This is a genomic window from Bacillus sp. ISL-46, assembly GCF_018613205.1.
In genome coordinates, this window is the sequence record NZ_JAGGQR010000014.1 from 145700 (window position 1) to 163434 (window position 17735).

Annotated in this window: 18 protein-coding genes and 1 pseudogene; 16 read left to right on the forward strand and 3 right to left on the reverse strand. The window is 37.9% G+C overall.

Annotated features, from left to right (window positions below; translation table 11 throughout):
• Positions 1-12 precede the first annotated feature (12 nt).
• The 8 genes and pseudogenes from J7E67_RS08765 to J7E67_RS08800 all read left to right on the forward strand — a co-directional run bounded on the left by J7E67_RS08765 (position 13) and on the right by J7E67_RS08800 (position 7155).
• Positions 13-887, forward strand: a pseudogene (locus J7E67_RS08765) (carbohydrate ABC transporter permease).
• 175 nt (positions 888-1062) lie between these two features.
• Complete coding sequence (locus tag J7E67_RS08770) at positions 1063-2061, forward strand: LacI family DNA-binding transcriptional regulator (RefSeq protein WP_214731428.1); 999 nt, start codon at positions 1063-1065, stop codon at positions 2059-2061.
• 407 nt (positions 2062-2468) lie between these two features.
• The gene (locus tag J7E67_RS08775) at positions 2469-3992 is read left to right on the forward strand and encodes an ABC transporter substrate-binding protein (RefSeq protein ID WP_214731430.1); all 1524 of its coding nucleotides are present in this window, start codon (positions 2469-2471) and stop codon (positions 3990-3992) included.
• A 137-nt stretch (positions 3993-4129) separates the two neighbouring features.
• Positions 4130-5263 carry a Gfo/Idh/MocA family protein gene (locus J7E67_RS08780; RefSeq protein WP_214731432.1) on the forward strand — a complete coding sequence of 378 codons (1134 nt, stop codon included), beginning with the start codon at positions 4130-4132 and terminating at the stop codon, positions 5261-5263.
• A gap of 134 nt (positions 5264-5397) precedes the next feature.
• Entirely contained in the window at positions 5398-5805 is a 408-nt protein-coding gene (locus tag J7E67_RS08785) for a C-glycoside deglycosidase beta subunit domain-containing protein (RefSeq protein ID WP_214731434.1), read from the forward strand.
• Positions 5806-5822: 17 nt separating this feature from the next.
• Positions 5823-6812 (forward strand): sugar phosphate isomerase/epimerase family protein, encoded by a 990-nt coding sequence (locus tag J7E67_RS08790; protein ID WP_214731436.1) that lies wholly within the window; start codon positions 5823-5825, stop codon positions 6810-6812.
• A 42-nt stretch (positions 6813-6854) separates the two neighbouring features.
• A complete protein-coding gene (locus tag J7E67_RS31210; protein ID WP_251026656.1) occupies positions 6855-7016 on the forward strand; it encodes a hypothetical protein in 162 nt (53 codons plus the stop codon).
• Positions 6982-7155 (forward strand): hypothetical protein, encoded by a 174-nt coding sequence (locus tag J7E67_RS08800; RefSeq protein ID WP_214731438.1) that lies wholly within the window; start codon positions 6982-6984, stop codon positions 7153-7155. The genes J7E67_RS31210 and J7E67_RS08800 overlap by 35 nt, the downstream gene beginning before the upstream one ends.
• A 167-nt stretch (positions 7156-7322) precedes the next feature.
• On the opposite strand, the gene J7E67_RS08805 is transcribed toward J7E67_RS08800, so the two are convergent.
• A complete protein-coding gene (locus J7E67_RS08805; RefSeq protein ID WP_214716435.1) occupies positions 7323-7661 on the reverse strand; it encodes a replicative helicase loader/inhibitor in 339 nt (112 codons plus the stop codon).
• A 394-nt stretch (positions 7662-8055) separates the two neighbouring features.
• On the opposite strand from J7E67_RS08805, the gene pdxR reads away from it, so the two are divergent.
• Positions 8056-9486, forward strand: coding sequence for a MocR-like pyridoxine biosynthesis transcription factor PdxR (gene pdxR, locus J7E67_RS08810; protein ID WP_214731439.1), 1431 nt, complete (start codon positions 8056-8058; stop codon positions 9484-9486).
• A 254-nt stretch (positions 9487-9740) separates the two neighbouring features.
• A complete protein-coding gene (locus J7E67_RS08815; protein WP_098932227.1) occupies positions 9741-10010 on the forward strand; it encodes a hypothetical protein in 270 nt (89 codons plus the stop codon).
• Positions 10011-10169: 159 nt separating this feature from the next.
• Here the strand turns inward: J7E67_RS08815 and J7E67_RS08820 are convergent, their stop codons facing one another.
• Positions 10170-11105: an amidohydrolase family protein gene (locus J7E67_RS08820; protein WP_214731440.1), complete on the reverse strand. Its 936-nt coding sequence runs from the start codon at positions 11103-11105 to the stop codon at positions 10170-10172.
• Between the two features lie 39 nt (positions 11106-11144).
• The gene (locus J7E67_RS08825) at positions 11145-11921 is read right to left on the reverse strand and encodes an IclR family transcriptional regulator (protein ID WP_214731441.1); all 777 of its coding nucleotides are present in this window, start codon (positions 11919-11921) and stop codon (positions 11145-11147) included.
• Between the two features lie 234 nt (positions 11922-12155).
• On the opposite strand from J7E67_RS08825, the gene J7E67_RS08830 reads away from it, so the two are divergent.
• The 6 genes from J7E67_RS08830 (at position 12156) to pobA (ending at position 17624) form a co-directional block, all read left to right on the forward strand.
• A complete protein-coding gene (locus J7E67_RS08830; RefSeq protein WP_214731442.1) occupies positions 12156-13619 on the forward strand; it encodes an aldehyde dehydrogenase in 1464 nt (487 codons plus the stop codon).
• Between the two features lie 17 nt (positions 13620-13636).
• A complete protein-coding gene (locus tag J7E67_RS08835; RefSeq protein WP_214731443.1) occupies positions 13637-14413 on the forward strand; it encodes a 2-keto-4-pentenoate hydratase in 777 nt (258 codons plus the stop codon).
• A gap of 23 nt (positions 14414-14436) precedes the next feature.
• Positions 14437-15219: a 2-keto-4-pentenoate hydratase gene (locus tag J7E67_RS08840; RefSeq protein ID WP_214731444.1), complete on the forward strand. Its 783-nt coding sequence runs from the start codon at positions 14437-14439 to the stop codon at positions 15217-15219.
• A gap of 24 nt (positions 15220-15243) precedes the next feature.
• Positions 15244-15426: a 4-oxalocrotonate tautomerase gene (locus tag J7E67_RS08845; RefSeq protein WP_214716441.1), complete on the forward strand. Its 183-nt coding sequence runs from the start codon at positions 15244-15246 to the stop codon at positions 15424-15426.
• A 98-nt stretch (positions 15427-15524) separates the two neighbouring features.
• Positions 15525-16373: a DODA-type extradiol aromatic ring-opening family dioxygenase gene (locus tag J7E67_RS08850; RefSeq protein ID WP_214731446.1), complete on the forward strand. Its 849-nt coding sequence runs from the start codon at positions 15525-15527 to the stop codon at positions 16371-16373.
• A 36-nt stretch (positions 16374-16409) separates the two neighbouring features.
• Positions 16410-17624: a 4-hydroxybenzoate 3-monooxygenase gene (pobA, locus tag J7E67_RS08855; protein WP_214731448.1), complete on the forward strand. Its 1215-nt coding sequence runs from the start codon at positions 16410-16412 to the stop codon at positions 17622-17624.
• Positions 17625-17735: the final 111 nt, after the last annotated feature.

Consider the following 17735-nt stretch of genomic DNA (forward strand, 5'->3'; position numbering starts at 1 on the left):
AGGTAGCGCAGAATGTATAAAGCTGATCGAATTACACAATGGATATCCCATATCGTTTTAATCATATTGGCGGCGTGCAGCATTATTCCGTTCATTATTCTTTTATCTTCTTCATTTTCAAGTGAAGCATCCATATTGAAGGAAGGATATTCATTTATTCCCAGGGAGATAAGCTTTGATGCTTATAAGTACCTGCTAATAAACTCAGCTAGTATTCTACGTGCTTATGGAATCACCGTTTTTGTTACAGTATTTGGCACCTTTGTAAGCCTGGTGATGACTGCTCTTTTGGCATATGGACTTTCACGTCGCGATTTACCTTACAGAAATGTGTTTTCTTTACGTTATTGTTCAACGGAGGTCTTGTTCCAACTTATCTCGTGTATACGCAGGTATTTGATATAAAAAATACCATTTGGGCATTAATCGTCCCCGGTTTACTTATGAATGGATTTAATGTTTTATTAATGAGAACATTCTTTATGACTTCGATACCAGAACCAGTCATTGAATCAGCACGGATGGATGGTGCAGGTGAATTTAGAACCTTCTTTTCTATCATTTTGCCACTTTCACTGCCTATCCTGGCTACAATTGGGCTGCTTCAAACGATTTTTTATTGGAATGATTGGTTTAATGGTCTTATCTATATCACAGATCCTTCATTATTTAGTATTCAAAACATATTAAACAGGATGCTTTCGGACATTCAATTTTTAGCAAGCAGCAATTTAGGTACTAATACCAGTGCGGCGGCTGCGCAAATCCCTACCACAGCAGTAAGGATGGCCATTGCGGTGATTGGTTTTCTGCCAATACTTATTGCCTATCCATTTTTCCAAAAATACTTGGTAAAAGGAATTGCACTAGGCTCTGTTAAAGGTTGATTTATTACATTTTTCACCATTTAGGGCCATTCAAAAATGGCCCTATTTTTATTTTTATTACATGGTGTCGATTTATATAAAATATTGAAATTGAAGACTTCAAAGTGTTATGGTACTATTATTTAATATAATAACTGAAAATAGTTCGGGTATTTACAGAAAAACAGGTGATAAAATGGTAACAGTTGTAGATGTTGCAAAAAAAGCAGGAGTATCTGTTGCAACGGTGTCTCGTGTTTTAAACAGTAATTACATGGTGACAAAAGAGAAAAGAGATAAAGTTTTAAAAGCTATTGCAGAGCTTGGTTATGTACCTAAAACGACAGTTCGAAATGAAAAAGGCACTGAAAAAAAAGTAATTGTTGTGGTTGCCGCGGCAATTATTCATGAAATTATTGCAGGAATTCAAGATTTTGGTGAACAACATGACTATGAAATTATCATCAGCTATCACGCTAGTCAAACTAAAAGTTCCCAACCTTGGAGTTTCTTAACGAAAGAGCAATTAGGCGGGCTAATTATTTTAAATATGTTATTCGATGACCAAGAACTTCTAGAAATAAGTGAGAAGGTTCCGGTTGTTCAATGCAGTCAGTATTCTTCCATACCCAATGCATTCACAGTGACAGTAGATGATGAAAATGCTACTTATCATGCTGTTACTCATTTAATTGAGACAGGAAAAAGAAATATTGCATTTGTTGGTCTTGGAAGCGAGGACGGAGACGTCTATATATCCCCAAATTTTTCGAAAAATCGATATATAGGTTATCGTAGAGCATTGGAAGACAATGGTATCGAATTTAATCCGGACTTAGTTAAGTATGGTGACTATAGTTATGAAAGCGGTGCCCAAACTGCAAAAGAACTATTAGAACAACAAATTCCACTAGATGGGGTTTTTTGTGTAACAGATAATATGGCTGTAGCCTGTTTAAATACTTTTAAAGAAGCCGGTTATCGTATTCCTGAGGATATTGCAGTATGTGGATTTGATAATCAGGAAATTTCTGAAATGACTAATCCCAAGCTCACTACAGTGGACCAACCTTTTTATGAAATTGGGTATGAATCGATGAGAATGCTTGAAAGTATTATAAAAGGGGAAATTTCTACAGGTAGAAGAGTGTTAATTGAACATAAGCTTATTAAACGCGGATCAACAGTATCATAATCAATCAAACAATTAATTAAATATTTTAAAACCTGGGTAATGGTCATCTTATCCGGGTTTTTTTTATGTGTTAAAAGAAAAAATGGTTAGATATTTTCCTGTAAATAAAAGAAAACTACTGTGAAATTAAATGAAAATATTATAATTTTTTATGAAAATAATGAAAATGATGTATTGTTTTTCTGAAAATTAAGTGCTATATTTTATATGTAAAGTTTCATAAAGCGCTTTCAGAAAGTGTTTGCGTGAAAAATTATCCTTCAAACCTGTCAGTAGTGATTAATCCTGTAATTTTTAAAACTACTAGTTTTAAAGGAAGGTATTTTAGGAGGTGAGGTGATAAATTGGGAGTTGACTGTAGTTTTGAGATGTTCAAAAGAAAAAAATAATCATTTATGGGGGAAAAAATGAAAAAGAATTACGCCTTCTTATCTTTAGTTATTTCTATCTTTATCCTTCTAACTGCCTGTAGTAACACTACCACGAGCTCAGATGAAAACAAAAAAGATCAAACAGATAACAAAAATAGTGAAACTACCGAATTAACCATGGCCTTTTTGGCATTTGGTCCTCCGCCAAAAGATCTGGAATTAGTTCAAAACGAAATTAATAAATTGACGAAAGAAAAAATTAACGCAACAGTTAAATTATTACCTATTAATGCCAGCCAGTATACACAACAAACGAATCTAATGCTATCAAGTAAGGAAAAGTTAGATTTACTCATTACAGGTAACATTCCTGGTTTTCTCGATTATTCTGGACAATCTGTAAGGGGACAGCTTCATCCCTTAGATGAATTAATTGAAAAACATGGAGAAGGTATTGCTAATGCTCTTGGCTCACAATTTATCGGCGTTAGCAAAATCGGCGGAAAAACTTACGGTATTCCAACAGTGCGTGATTTGGCTGGCGATCGCAGTCTAATCATGAGAAAAGATTTAGTAGATAAATATAACATCGATATTAGTAAAATAAAATCTCTGGATGACGTAGAAGCGGTTTTAAAGACAATTAAGGAGAATGAACCAAACGTTTCCCCATTAATGCCGGGACAAGTAGGGACTGCAACAGTTGTTGATGGAGTAAATCTTCCAGATGGGGATTTATTAGGCGATGGTGTAGGAGTCCTACTAGATTCATCCAAGTTAGAGGTTAGTAATTATTATAAATCCGATGAATATTCAGAATTATTAAAGATTGCAAGAAAGTGGTACAAAGCTGGGTATATACTACCAGGTGCAGCGACAAATAAAGAATCCGCTGAATCGCTTATGAAGGCGAAGAAAATATTCTCATTCATCCAGAGCTCTAAGCCAGGAATTGAAGGCCAAGTATCAAAGGGTGTTGGAGCGGAAGTAGTAAGTGTACCTTTAACTCCAGTAACAACCAACACTCAAAAAGTAACTGGGTTTATGTGGGCTGTCCCTCAACATGCTGAAAATCCTGAAAAATCTGTTGAGTTTCTTAATTTATTGTACTCCGATAAGGATTTAGTTAATTTGATTGACTGGGGAATTGAAGGAAAACATTATGTCAAAGCTGATGATGGACTGATTGATTATCCAGCCGATTTCGATGCTAATTCTACTGGATATGCGTTAAATTCAGGCTTTCAATTCGGTAATCAATTTTTATCCTATGTTTGGAAAGGAGATTCTCCAGATATTTGGAAAGAAATGGATTCATTTAATAAAACCGCAAAAGCATCCCAAGCGCTTGGGTTCTTATTTGACTCATCACCAGTTAAAACAGAAGTGGCTGCCGTATCAAACGTTACAAACCAGTTTAAGGGTGCCTTAGAAAATGGTATGGTTGATCCCAAAACGGAATTGCCGAAATTCGAAGAAAAACTAAAAGCTGCCGGAATTGATAAGATTATTCAAGAAAAGCAAAAGCAACTTGATAAATGGGCAAAAGAAAATAAATAACATATTTTCGGACCCCAATCAATTCATGCCAAGATTTTTGAGGAAATAAAAAGGTAAATACAACTGATGAAATATTAAGATTCTAGTAATTTACTAGCTTGATATATTGACCCAATTATTAGTAGGAGGAAGTAAAAATGGCAAAGAAATTAAAGATCGGAATTATTGGTTGTGGAGGAATTGCAAATCAAAAACATTTTCCAGCATTGTCTCTATATAAGGATACATGTGAAATGGTTGCCTTTTGTGACATTGTGATTGAACGTGCAGAAAAAGCTGCGAAAGAATACGGAACAACAGATGCTAAAGTATACGTAGATTATCGTGAGCTACTGAAAGATGAATCCATCGATATCGTTCATGTTCTTACTCCGAATGTAAGCCATAGTCCTATTACCGTTGCATCTTTTCAAGCTGGTAAACATGTTATGTGTGAAAAGCCAATGGCCCACAATACGGAAGCTGCTGAAAAAATGATGGAAGCTTGGAAAAAGTCAGGTAAGAAATTTACCATCGCTTATCAAAATCGTTTCCGTGAAGAAGTGCAATCACTTCATAAAGCATGTGAAAAAGAAGAGCTAGGCGATGTTTACTTTGCCAAAGCACATGCAGTTCGCCGTCGTGCGGTCCCTACTTGGGGAGTATTTCCTGATAAATCTCAACAAGGCGGGGGTCCATTAATTGATATCGGAACTCATGCACTTGATCTGACATTATGGATGATGAATAACTATAAGCCAGTTTCTGTAACTGGTTCAGTCTATCATAAATTAGGTCATTTACCAGAAGCTACAGAAGGGAATATGTTTGGCCCTTGGGAGCCAGAAACATTTGAAGTCGAAGATTCAGCATTTGGTTATATCAAAATGGAGAACGGAGCAACAATTTTCCTAGAATCATCTTGGGCACTAAATGTTTTAGAATCGAAAGAAGCGGCAATGACCCTTTGTGGTACAAAAGCAGGAGCTCAAATCAATGCGGGTATGAGCTATAGAAACAATGAATTAATTTATAACTCGGCTCACAATGATATGTTAGTCGAAGAGAGAAATTCATCATCAGGAAACATTGCTTTCTTTGAAGGAAGCACTAAATCACCAGCAGCGTTAGAGGCAAAGCAGTGGTTAGATGCAGTAAGGAACGATAAAGAACCATTGGTTAAACCGGAAGAAGCATTTGTTGTGACCAAAATTTTAGATGCGATTTATCAATCAGCAGAAACAGGGGAAACGGTAAAAATAAAGTCAGATGAATTCGTTACAATTGGATAAATACGCTGGAAAAATCCCTATAGTATAGAACTCGCCATCCTATAGGGATTCCTTTAACATTCAAAAACACTGTATATTTCGCATTTACTGGAGCAATTAGTCTACATAAATCAATTATTTAAGGAGTGATATCCGTGTTTGAACAATATTTAGTTTGTGAGGATGGATTTAGAAATGTAGTGAAAGAAGGAGAGATAGTAGGATTTGAAGTAAAATTACGAATCCCATATTACCGAGGTCTTGCACTTTCGATGATTAATAGTATTGATATAGAAGTGAATGGGATTCCTTTTGCTCACGAAGATATGGTGTTTTCTGTAGAAACTGGCAGCTTTCCATATAGTGAATTGTCCACAGTGATTAATAACCGGTGGGAAATGGGCGAAAAGGCTGCATTGTTCGTAAAAAAAACAGGTGGATTAACAGAAGGAATACATGAAGTACATGCTGTCGTAAATCTAAGAATCTCTTATCTTCCTTGGCCAAATATCGGGGATGATACCAAACATATTACCCTTGAGGAAAATAAAATTTTAGCATAAAAAAGGAGGCAAGAAAGATGATTCGTCAACATAACATCAAACGTGGAGTATCACTCTATAGTTATCAGGAAGAATTTTATACAAGAAAATTAACTCTAGAGCAATGTATAGCTGAAGCTTCAAAAACAGGGGCAACTGGTATCGAATTAATACCTGAACAAATGCTAAAAGGATTCCCTAAACTTACCGATGAATTCGTAGATCAATGGTTTGGGTGGATGGATAAGTACGGAACAGAACCAGTTGCTTACGATGCCTTTTTAGATACAAAATTATTTCCTAATCGTTTATTAACTTTAGATGAATCGGTCGATATGATGGTTCGGGATTTAAAGATTGCCAATAAACTAGGATTTAAAGTTTTACGCACATTAGTTTCAACACCATTAGAGGTAGTGAAACAGAGTCTTCCTTACGCTGAAGAGTACGGTGTGAAAATTGCGTTGGAAGTTCACGCTCCATTTACATTTGGCACTCCTTGGTTCGAGGAACGAATGGAATATATTATTAGTAGTGGTACAAAATGGTTTGGAATCATGCCTGATCTAGGAATTTTTGTTAAAAGGATGGCACCGGTAATGGAGCAGCGATATGTTCGTGATGGAGGAACACCGGAAATTCTCAAACTTGTAAGTGATAACTACGCAAACCGTGTAGACAAACATGAGACTCTAGAAGCTGTGAAGAAAATGAAGGATGCAAATGAAATTGATATTAATTATGCAGAGTTGGCCACTCATTTTGTTTATACTGATCCTAATATCTTAAAAGATTATATACCGTATATCATGCATGTTCATGGTAAATACTATGAAATAACGGAAAACTATCAAGAACCAAGTATTCCTTATAAAGATATCATTAATGTATTAATTGAGGGCGGCTATGAAGGGTATATTGATAGTGAATACGAAGGTAATCGACACATTCAAGATTTCATGGAAGTTGATAGTGTAGAGCAAGTGAGACGTCACCAGGTATTACTTAAAAACTTTCTTGGACAATAAGGTTAATCCTAAATCCATAGGAATTTAGAAGATTCCTTCCTTATGAAGAAATTTCAAGAGGACGCCGAAGAAGTAGGAATAGACCAACCAGATGAGGATATTCCAGTTATTTATTTATCAGTCAAGCTGGAAGCTAGTTTAGAAGAGACGTATAAATGGGGTCAGGAAAGTGCTAAGGTATTTTTGTATGTATCAACTACGTAATCGATATCCTGAGCTGCTTGTCTATAATATGCGGACGGATAATGCCTTTATGTACGGGAAACCGCAAAGAGAGCATTATTCAACGTGGCAGACCATTAATCAAGGTTCAAGGACGAAATCCGATGGTAGTGGAGGATAAAAGCTTTTGATAGACGGTTAGGTTAGATGGACATAGTATTTCCCGTCTTCTCGTAAGATTCGAACACTATAGGCTCTTCCACTTGACAGCTTGGTAAGAATCGTCATGATGTGTTTTTCGGGGAATTGAACAACGAAAGATAAACGCCTAATAGGATGCCTTCTGCTTCAAACAGATTTTCTTGCTGAATATTCGGCAAGCCATTCAGGTAATGTATTTCGTTGGTGAGGTTTGCGTTCGTGTTCAATTCTCTCCCGTCCTATCCTCATCCATTTTTGTAATGTTTCTGGAAAATCATTTTCTTCAAAAGGGAATACAGCAATATCAGCAATCGCAGGTGGAAAAGGACTTTTTCGAATGTGGTTTTTCACCTTCGCCATTACCTTTTCATAATCCATTTCAGAACAAAATTGGAACCATTGCTGGACCGTCTCGTCCTTAAAAATGCAGTTGGGATAAACCGATTCAATAAGTATTAAAAGTTTGACTACCTCTTCCTTGGTCAATGCGATTCCTCCTCTAACATAATTTTCCCTTCATGAATCAGCCGTCCAACCGGTCAGACATGGATTCCTTTTTTGACTTTTTAGGCTGTTTGCCGTTTTTCTCTGCTTCTAGTATTGACTTGATGGCCTTTTCGCAATACAACGCACTGTTAATATTCCCATTCTGATTCTTCATGCGGTATTTACAAGAAATTCTCAGTTTCTTTCAATGGCTTGTTCATCTTTTGCACTCGTAGAAGTTATAATAAAAGTGGATGGTTAAATTTATGATAATTTGGATGGTAATTAATTATTATGAACATTAGGTTTTTTTAAAAGTTCATAACAAACGATTAATAATATTAATAAAGAAACATAATAGTTAGACTAAATTACCTAATAAGGACTGAAATATATGGATTGGAAACCAGATCGCCAAGCCAAAAAAGCTATATATAAACAACTTGCTGATTATATCGAAAATGGAATTGCAGATGGTACTTTTCCTCCAGATAAACCATTACCTTCTGAAAGAAATTTAGCTAAGGACCTTAACATAAATAGAAGTACAGTTGTTGCGGCATATGATGAATTGGAGTCAAATGGACTAATACAAAGGAATAGAGGAAGCGGGACGACCATAAGTAAAGATATCTGGGGAATTACCAAGAAACGTATACCGAACTGGAACAGGTATATTGAAGCAGGATCGTTTTTACCTAACTTGCCTATAACACAGAGGATAAGAAAGGAAGCAGTAGAACAGAAGTTAATCAATCTAGCTAGCGGCGAACTGTCAGAGGATCTTTTTCCGCTGAAATACTTAAGTGAGATTACTTCTTCTAGATCGTTTATAGGAAGCTTAGGTTATGATCATCCGCAAGGAAACGCAATATTAAGAGAAACGATTGCAAAGCATGTTAAGCAATATAGAAAAATTGAAACAAATCCTTCATCCATATTAATTACATCTGGGGCACAACAAGCATTACATTTAGTGGTTCAATGCCTATTAAAACAGGGAGATGCAGTTGCATTGGAAGATCCCTCTTATAACTATAATCTTCCGATTTTTAAATCAGCAGGACTAAGACCTTATTTCATACCTGTAAACCAAGATGGAATCAACCCGGATGACTTACTTTCATTACATAAAAAGCATCGAATCCGAATGATATTTTTGAATCCTGCTTTTCAAAATCCAACAGGAGCTTTACTTCAGGAAAAGCAACGGAAAGCAATCTTAGAAATTTCTTCAGAACATGGTATACCCGTGGTTGAGGATGATCCTTATAGTTTAACCTCGTTTACAGGGGAAAAGATTTCTACTCTAAAATCAATGGATATTAACGGAAATGTCTTATATATTAGCTCTTTAACAAAGATCGTTGCTTCTGGATTAAGAATTGGTTGGATTATAGGCCCCACACCTGTTATTGAGAGATTATCCGATGCGAAGCAGCAAATTGATTTTGGTCATGCAAGTTTTACTCAGTGGATCGCAAATGATTTTTTAGAATCGGAAAATTTCCATTCTCATATCGAAAATTTAAACAAACAATTAGAAAAGAGAAGAGATCAAATTATTACTAGTCTTATATTTTATTTAAAGGATAAAGTTGATTTCTCCATCCCTCAGGGAGGAATTCATATTTGGTGCAGGATAAAAAAAGAGATTAATGAAATGCAATTACTGGAGGAATCAATCAGCAGAGGAGTTATTTATGTCCCAGGTTACACGATGGGGTCCAAAAAAGGTTTTGTTCGTTTTACATTTGCTAGGGAAAATGAAGAATTAATACATGAAGGAATTAAAAGGTTTGCGGAGGCACTAGGGTCTATTTAATACTTAAAGTTTGAAAGGATCATGTTCATAGTATTACCATAACATTCATTTCGGCAAATCCATTTCAGTTATGTTATAATACTATCAAATCAATGATAAGCGCTCGAATTTTAATTTTTTTCTTAATATATTTCTAGCAAAGATATTTTGAAATTCACTTTTCAATTAATACCCAAGCAGCTAATAGTCATTTCCTCACAAGAAACAACGGTATAAGAGCGGTAATCAAATAATTTTATCAAGGAGTGAATTAAATGGTTATTCGAAGTAAAGCCGATGTTGAGTTCTTTTGTGAGAGGTTTGGTGATTTGGCCATCTGGGATGGTTCGAAGCACTACATTGCCCTACAAGATGATCAAAACAACGGCACTGTTACATTTATGCGATATCCTGATGGCACGCTTACTGCTCATAGGAAGTATCAAACTTTTTGGGATATAAATGAGCTTCCGGTTGATAATAAAGATATATGGCGGTATAGAAAAGTGCTAAACAGTTACTTGAAAAATTTCAATAATTATTAAAGGCGACTTCATTTTGTGGAGTCGCTTTCTTCGGTTTCGAGTTACGAGAGGTACAAAGAATTAACCAAAATTAAAAAGTCATAAATAAAAAAAGAGAGTTCGGGAGAAAAAAATTTCCGAACTCTTTTTTTCTATGAAATACGTTTATTATCTATATTATTATTCTAGTAAAGTTTTTACGCCTTCGTGATATTTTTCATCAGGCGGCCATACTGAAAGATCAAAAGGATAATCTGACCCTGGAACAACTCGATCCACGCCTACAGTGTTAGAAAGGAATTCCAGACTTTCTTTGTTCCACAATACGGTATCATACCAAAAGCGTTTTAAGTATTCAGATGGCGGCGCTTGGAGGTTAGTGGAAACTAGTTTCCATTGTTCATATCCTTTATCAAGTCTGCCAATCTGGTATGGTAGGAAGCCGCCGCCATGGGCAAACAGGATCTTTACATTCGGATAGCGATCAATCAGCCCGCTTAATAAAAGGTCCGTTGCACAAACGGTCGTTTCCCACGGAACCCCTATCAAATTTGGCATCATTCTTCTATTTAATCGAAGATCTTCACACAATAATGGATGAATAAAGACGATTGCTTTTTGCCGATTTGCTTCTTCAAAAAAAGGGATGAAAAATTCATCAGATAACATTTGACCTGGCAGGCCTGGTCCGATAATAACTCCTTTTAATCCTAGATTCATTGCCGTACATAAGACCTGGGCTGCTTTATCTGGGTTAGTGAGGGGAATAGTGCCTAATGCTGAGATTTTCTCGGGTGCTGATTTTGACCAAGTGGCTAAAGCGCAATTATAAACATTCGAAATATCTGTTGACACTTCATCAGGAAAATCATACAGGAATAACTGCGGGATAGGGGAAATAACCGAATGTGTTACACCGGCATTTTCCTGTTCGTTTAAATAGTGCTGGCCATCAGTGAACGCCTTTTTAAGTTCAAATCCCCATTTTTCATTAACGACTAAAAATTCATCTTTAATTTCTTCTTTCCTAAGCCATTTTGCATTAACTTTTTCTTTGTGATCCTTAAGCCAAGCAATGACATCAGGCGGGATAAAATGAGTATGAAAGTCAAACATATTTAAAACTCCTTTTACTTAATATTTTAGAATAATAGATTAGCCTCTATATCCCATCCGAACTGAGACTTCCATGGCAGCAGATATTATTTTTTTGGCAAAGCCTGGGACTTTATGAGATTGGATTCTTTGCTTTGGACCAACGACAGATAACGCTGCCACAACCTTGCCTCTGTAATCATAGATGGGTGCAGCAAGGGAATTTACCCCTTCATGGAATTCTTCAAAACTAGTAGTATATCCATTTTTTCTAATTTCTTTTAATTGAGTGCGGATTTTATTTGGATCCGTAATTGTATTTTTTGTATATTTTTTTAATTCTCGTTCAAGGACCGCATCCACCATTTCCTCCTCTGCATACGCAAGCAGCACTTTACCTGAGCTTGTGCAGTGAGGGGGATTGCGTCTGCCAACATGGGTTAAGAACCTTACGGGATGATTACATTCTACTTTTTGCAAATAAATAACCTCTAATTTATCTATAACAGAAATGTGAGCGGTTTCACCGAGGTTTTCAACAAGCCGGCTTAAGACAGGGAAAGATTCATGGTAAACATCCATATTGCTATTAACGATACTGCTTAATGAAAGAAGTGAGAGACCTAGACGATATTTTTTTGTTTCAGGGTCTTTGTAAACAAAGCCTTCGCTTGCCAGAGTTGCCATGGTACGGCTCACCGTGCTTTTGTTAAGTCCAAGTGAGGAAGAAATATCGCTTACCTTTTTTTCGGGCTCATCCATTGAAAAGCTTTTTAAAATTCTAAGCGCATTCTTAACGGAGGATAGATAAATATCCTCTTGGTTTTTAGATTCCAAGTGATCACTCCTCTGTTTCAATATAGAAAACCATGTTGTTCTATAGTACGCAATATAGCAGAAAGTCTTTAAAAATAAAAGTAAAATCAGGAATATTTAGATTATTTAAATTTATTTTAAAATTCTTTCCTGTTGTTGCATATAGAGAAACGCAAGCGTTGTATGTGAAATTCGCAAGCGTTACCATAAAGTTAAGAAAATAAATAAATTTTTCCATTTAGGAGGAATACTGACATGCAAGTAGAAACAAAAGTAAAAGCTATAAATTGCTTACACTATATTAATGGGCAATTCGTTGAGTCTCAAAGCAAAAAAACATTTGAAAATATTAACCCAGCCACAGAAGAAGTGTTAGGAACTGTTGCAGAAGGCGGAAAAGAAGAAGTGGATTATGCAGTCGCTGCTGCTCGCAGAGCATTAAATGGAAAGTGGAAAAAGATTACAGTTGGAGAACGTTCGAAAATTCTTCGCCGAATCGGTGATCTGATTTTGGAAAGACAAGAGGAATTAGCCCGTTTAGAATCGTTGGATACCGGTAAACCATTTTGGCTGGCAAATAGCATTGATATCCCGCGGGCAGCGTACAACTTTCACTTTTTTGCTGATTATATGATTTCTGTAAACACCGATGCAAATCAGCAGGATGACCAAGCCCTTCATTATTCGTATCGCCGTCCAGTTGGGGTTGTTGGCATTATCAAACCTTGGAACTTACCGTTACTCTTATTAACTTGGAAATTAGCACCTTGTCTTGCAATGGGGAATACCGCCGTGATTAAACCGGCTGAATGGACACCAATGACGGCAACCGTGTTAATGGAGATTTGTAAAGAAGCTGGCGTACCAGATGGGGTTGTTAATCTAGTTCATGGTTTCGGTCCAAATTCCGCTGGCGGTGCCATTTCAGAACATCCAGACATTGATGCGATTTCTTTTATTGGTGAACCAGGAACAGGTTCTGCGATTATGAAAGCAGCATCTAGTTCCTTGAAAAAACTATCGTTTGAACTAGGCGGTAAAAATCCAAATATTATTTTTGCAGACTCAGATCTTGATGAAGTAGTTGAAACGACGATTAAATCAAGTTTCATTAACCAAGGGGAAGTTTGCTTGTGCGGTTCACGAATTTATGTGGAACGTCCGGCCTATGAAGAGTTCTTGAAGAAATTTGTTGAAAAAGTAAAAACGTTAAAAGTAGGCAAGCCGGAAAACGAAGATACTAAGGTAGGAGCCTTAATTAGCAAGGAACACTATGACCGAGTTAACAGTTATATTGAGATCGCAAGAAAGGATGGGGCGACGATTCTAACTGGTGGGAAACGCCCTGAAGGACTTGAAAAAGGTTTTTATTTAGAGCCAACCATTATTACTGGTTTGGACCGGAATTCCCGTTGTGTCCGTGAAGAAATATTTGGACCTGTCGTGACTGTTATGCCATTTGATATGGAAGAAGAAGTGATTATGCAGGCGAACGATTCCCATTTTGGTTTAAGTGCAACCATTTGGACCAATGATTTAAGACGTGCCCATCGTGTCGCCCATCAAATTGAAGCAGGAATTATCTGGGTCAATACCTGGTTCTTAAGGGATTTACGCACACCATTCGGCGGTATGAAAAACAGCGGAATCGGGAGAACCGGCGGCATGCACAGCATCGATTTCTACTCGGAATTATCGAATATTACTATTAAACTCTAAGAAAGGAAGGAAGACTCGTGACGAATAAAGTAAAAGAATATGCTGACATCTTGGCCGAAGCAGAGTCTACTCGAGTTGGTATCACTCCATTAACGTTCACCGATTCTGAATTGACCATTAAGGAAGCCTATTATATTCAGCTTGAAAATATCAACAACAAAGTACAGCAGGGTCAGAAAATCGTTGGGAAAAAGATCGGTTTAACCTCCTTAGCTATGCAGAAGCTGTTAGGCGTAGATGAACCCGATTATGGACACCTGCTGGAAACGATGGTTGTTGAAAACGGAGGACGTATTCCAGTCGAACAGGTCCTCCAGCCAAAGGTAGAGGCTGAAATTGCCTTTATTTTAAAAAAGGAATTACGGGGACCTAATGTAACAGCGCTTGATGTTCTTCAGGCAACAGAATATGTTGTTCCTGCACTCGAGATTGTCGATAGCCGAATTAAAGATTGGAAGATTAAACTGGCGGATACAATTGCTGATAATGCTTCATCAGGGTTTTATGTTCTTGGCGGCAAACCAACAAAGGTAAACGACATTGATCTAGAACTGATCGGGATGGCTTTTTCAAAAAATGGCGAACTGGTTAATACCGGTGTAGGGGCTGCGACCTTGGGAAACCCTGCTAATTGTGTCGCATGGTTAGCTAATAAGCTGTCTGAATTTGATATACCGCTGCTTGCTGGCGAAGTGATTCTCTCTGGGGCCTTATCGGCAGCAGTCGAAGCTCGGGCAGGGGATTCATTTACGGCAAGATTCGCACACATTGGGCAGGTAAGCGTCCATTTTTAAAAGGGAGAAAAGGAGATACCAAAATGAGTCAATACCAGGATATTGCTAATTACCTTGTTTCAGCGGAGGAAGATCGGCGTGAAGTTCCAAAGGTAACATTGAACATGAAGCCAGATTTATCGGTAGAGGAAGCGTATTTTGTTCAACAAGAAATCGTAAACCGCAAATTAAATGAAGGAAGAAGAATTGTTGGTCCTAAGATGGGCTTAACAAGCTTTGCCAAAATGAAGCAAATGGGCATTGAAGAGCCTATTTATGGATATGTGTTTGATTATATGTTGATAGAAAATGGCGGTAAAGCCCGTTTAAGTGATTTGATCCATCCGAAAGTGGAAGCAGAGATTGCATTTGTGATAGGAGAAGATATTGAAGGCCCAGGCATAACAGGCGCGCAGGTTCTCGCAAAAACGGAATACGTTCTTCCAGCGTTGGAAATTATCGACAGCCGTTATGAAAACTTCCAGTTTACTTTACCGGATGTGATTGCTGATAATGCCTCAACGTCACGTGTTGTGTTGGGCACCACCTTAAAAAAACCGGAACAATTTGAACTGGACCTTGTCGGAGCTACGCTTACTATTAATGGTGAAATCAAGGAATTGGGCGCAGGGGCTGCTGTCCTTGGCCACCCAGCCCACTCTGTGGCAATGCTTGCCAATATGCTGGCAAGAAAGGGTGAAAAGGTTCGTAAGGGTGACGTGATTATAACTGGCGGCATTACTGCTGCCGTTAAGTTGAACTTTGGCGATGTTGTAAGCGGGAAATTTGATGGTTTTGGCGAAGTGTCTTTTACCGTGACAGATTAATAATTGTAGAGAGCAGGGATTTTCATGCCTATTATTCATGTGCAAATGATGGAAGGTAGACCGAAAGAAAAAGTGGCTGAATTAATTCGCAATGTCACGGCCACCGTATCCGAAACATTGGATTCACCGAAGGAGAATATAAGAGTCCTCGTAACCGAGATTCCTAAAACACATTGGGGGAAAGCTGGGGAGCCGGTTGAAAAATAGAAAATGACTGAGCATGGTGGTAACACCGCCATGCTCAAGTTTAATACTATTCTGAAAGCGGTTCCTGGGGGATGAAAAATTTTTTAAGGGGGATTATTATGACGATTGAATGTAGTATGTTGGTTCCGCACATGCCAAGTATGTGCCATGAGGACCTGGTACCGGAGTTTCAAAAGGATATGGCTGTCGCTTTGAAGGAAATCGGAAAGCAGCTGAAGGAGATCAAACCCGATGTCATTGTCTTAGTATCTTGTCATTGGCCTTCTACTTTCTTCCATTATGTAGACTGTACCCCAGTACACAAAGGAATCCTTACTGCCTTTGAAGCGCCCGATTTAATCAAGGACGTCCCTTACCATTATCCTGGTGACGAGTATTTGGCAAATGAATTGGTAAAAGCAGCGGAGAATGAGGGGCTTGAGGTTCAAGGTGTCAATGACCCTTTTTACATTTGGGACTACGGGACTGTCGTTCCATTACGCTACTTGGTTCCTGATGAAGATATTCCCGTCATTAATTTATCTGTCACGCTTGCTGCGAGTTTAGAAGAAACGTATAAATGGGGGCAAACTATTGCCAAGGTGTTACGAGAAAGTGAGAAAAAGGTTGTATTTATTTCAAGCGGTGCTTTGTCTCATAATTTAGTTCGCGGCAGACATAATAAGCCGACTATTACCGAACATGCGATGGATAAACAATTTATTGAATTCGTTATGAATAATAATTATCAAGCAGCTTATGAAATGCTTCCTGAATATACGAGGTTTGCTAGGGTAGAATCCGGCGGCCGTCATCTTGCCATGCTGTTCAGTATGATAGAGGAAGGCTGGAAGCCGGCCTATCTAGCGGATGGCCAATCTTCCGGCAGCTGGAATGCCGTTATTACATTTGGGAAAAATGAAGTGGCACTCTCTGAAACTACTGAAGAAACCGAATATGCAAAATAAATACTCCAAAATTAATTAATGGATAGGAGTGAGGGTATGCGTACGAAAGTAGGAATAATCGGAGCGGGTCCAGCTGGACTTTTTTTGTCGCATTTATTGCATCTAAAGGGGATTGATTCTATCATTCTAGAATCCCGCTCGCGTGAAGAAATTGAAGGAACCATCCGTGCAGGCGTTTTAGAACAAGGAACGGTCGATTTAATGAATGCCACTGGTGTCGGTACTCGAATGATGAAGGAAGGGCATGTCCACCATGGAATTGAATTGCAATTTAGTGGAAAAAGACATCGAATCAATATGCATGACCTAACCGGGGGAAAAAAGATTACCGTTTATGCCCAGCATGAGGTGATTAAAGATTTAGTCGCAGCCCGTATAGAAGCTGGCGCAAAAATTTATTTTAATGTAAAAGATGTCAGCCTTCATCAAATTGAAACATCCTCTCCTAAAATCCGGTTCCTGCCAGAAAATGCAGTCGATTTTGAAGAAGTTAACTGTGATTTTATTGCAGGCTGTGATGGGTTTCATGGGCCGAGCCGTCAGGCGATTCCAGCTAATGTCCGGGTTGAAAAACAAAAAATATATCCTTTTGGATGGTTAGGAATTCTTGCAAAAACTCCTCCAGTCAATCCAGAATTAATTTATTCCAACCATGAAAAAGGATTCGCATTAATAAGCACAAGGTCACCTGAAATTCAGCGGCACTATATCCAGGTTGATCCAAAGGATGACATGGCTAAATGGTCAGATGACCGCATTTGGTCGGAACTACATGCAAGAGTTGACATGGATGGCTGGTCCATCCTGGATGGGCCGATCATGCAAAAGAATATTGTTTCCATGCGCAGCTTCGTATGCGAAACGATGCGCTATGGAAACCTATTCCTTACAGGAGATGCAGCCCATATTGTTCCCCCAACGGGTGCAAAGGGATTAAATTTAGCAGCAGCAGACGTTCAAGTCTTAGCACGTGGCTTGAGTGAATATTATCATTCGGGAGAGGAAGATATCCTTAACCACTATGCGCAAATTTGTCTCCGCCGCATTTGGAAAGCCCAAAGATTCTCCTATTGGATGACTACCATGCTGCACCGAAACTATGAACATAGCTCATTTGAATATAACATTCAACTGGCAGAATTAGATTATGTGACTTCCTCACAAACAGCGGCGGCCAGTCTTTCAGAAAATTATGTTGGCTTACCGATGGAAATTCAAACTAATTATTCTATCAGGGATTTAATAATATAGAGCAATAGTGCCCAAATGAAATTGTGGAAAATACCAAGCTAGAACTAATAATTAATTATGTAGAGTGGGTTTAAAAAGACTTACTCTATTTTTATTGATATGCAGTAAGTA

What these genes read in the sequence shown, in the direction of transcription:
- J7E67_RS08770 (WP_214731428.1), top strand. Translation starts at nt 1,063, where the DNA reads ATGGTAACAGTTGTAGATGTTGCAAAAAAAGCAGGAGTATCTGTTGCA.
- J7E67_RS08775 (WP_214731430.1), top strand. Translation starts at nt 2,469, where the DNA reads ATGAAAAAGAATTACGCCTTCTTATCTTTAGTTATTTCTATCTTTATC.
- J7E67_RS08780 (WP_214731432.1), top strand. Translation starts at nt 4,130, where the DNA reads ATGGCAAAGAAATTAAAGATCGGAATTATTGGTTGTGGAGGAATTGCA.
- J7E67_RS08790 (WP_214731436.1), top strand. Translation starts at nt 5,823, where the DNA reads ATGATTCGTCAACATAACATCAAACGTGGAGTATCACTCTATAGTTAT.
- J7E67_RS31210 (WP_251026656.1), top strand. Translation starts at nt 6,855, where the DNA reads ATGAAGAAATTTCAAGAGGACGCCGAAGAAGTAGGAATAGACCAACCA.
- pdxR (WP_214731439.1), top strand. Translation starts at nt 8,056, where the DNA reads ATGGATTGGAAACCAGATCGCCAAGCCAAAAAAGCTATATATAAACAA.
- J7E67_RS08815 (WP_098932227.1), top strand. Translation starts at nt 9,741, where the DNA reads ATGGTTATTCGAAGTAAAGCCGATGTTGAGTTCTTTTGTGAGAGGTTT.
- J7E67_RS08820 (WP_214731440.1), bottom strand. Translation starts at nt 11,105, where the DNA reads ATGTTTGACTTTCATACTCATTTTATCCCGCCTGATGTCATTGCTTGG.
- J7E67_RS08830 (WP_214731442.1), top strand. Translation starts at nt 12,156, where the DNA reads ATGCAAGTAGAAACAAAAGTAAAAGCTATAAATTGCTTACACTATATT.
- J7E67_RS08840 (WP_214731444.1), top strand. Translation starts at nt 14,437, where the DNA reads ATGAGTCAATACCAGGATATTGCTAATTACCTTGTTTCAGCGGAGGAA.
- J7E67_RS08845 (WP_214716441.1), top strand. Translation starts at nt 15,244, where the DNA reads ATGCCTATTATTCATGTGCAAATGATGGAAGGTAGACCGAAAGAAAAA.
- J7E67_RS08850 (WP_214731446.1), top strand. Translation starts at nt 15,525, where the DNA reads ATGACGATTGAATGTAGTATGTTGGTTCCGCACATGCCAAGTATGTGC.
- pobA (WP_214731448.1), top strand. Translation starts at nt 16,410, where the DNA reads ATGCGTACGAAAGTAGGAATAATCGGAGCGGGTCCAGCTGGACTTTTT.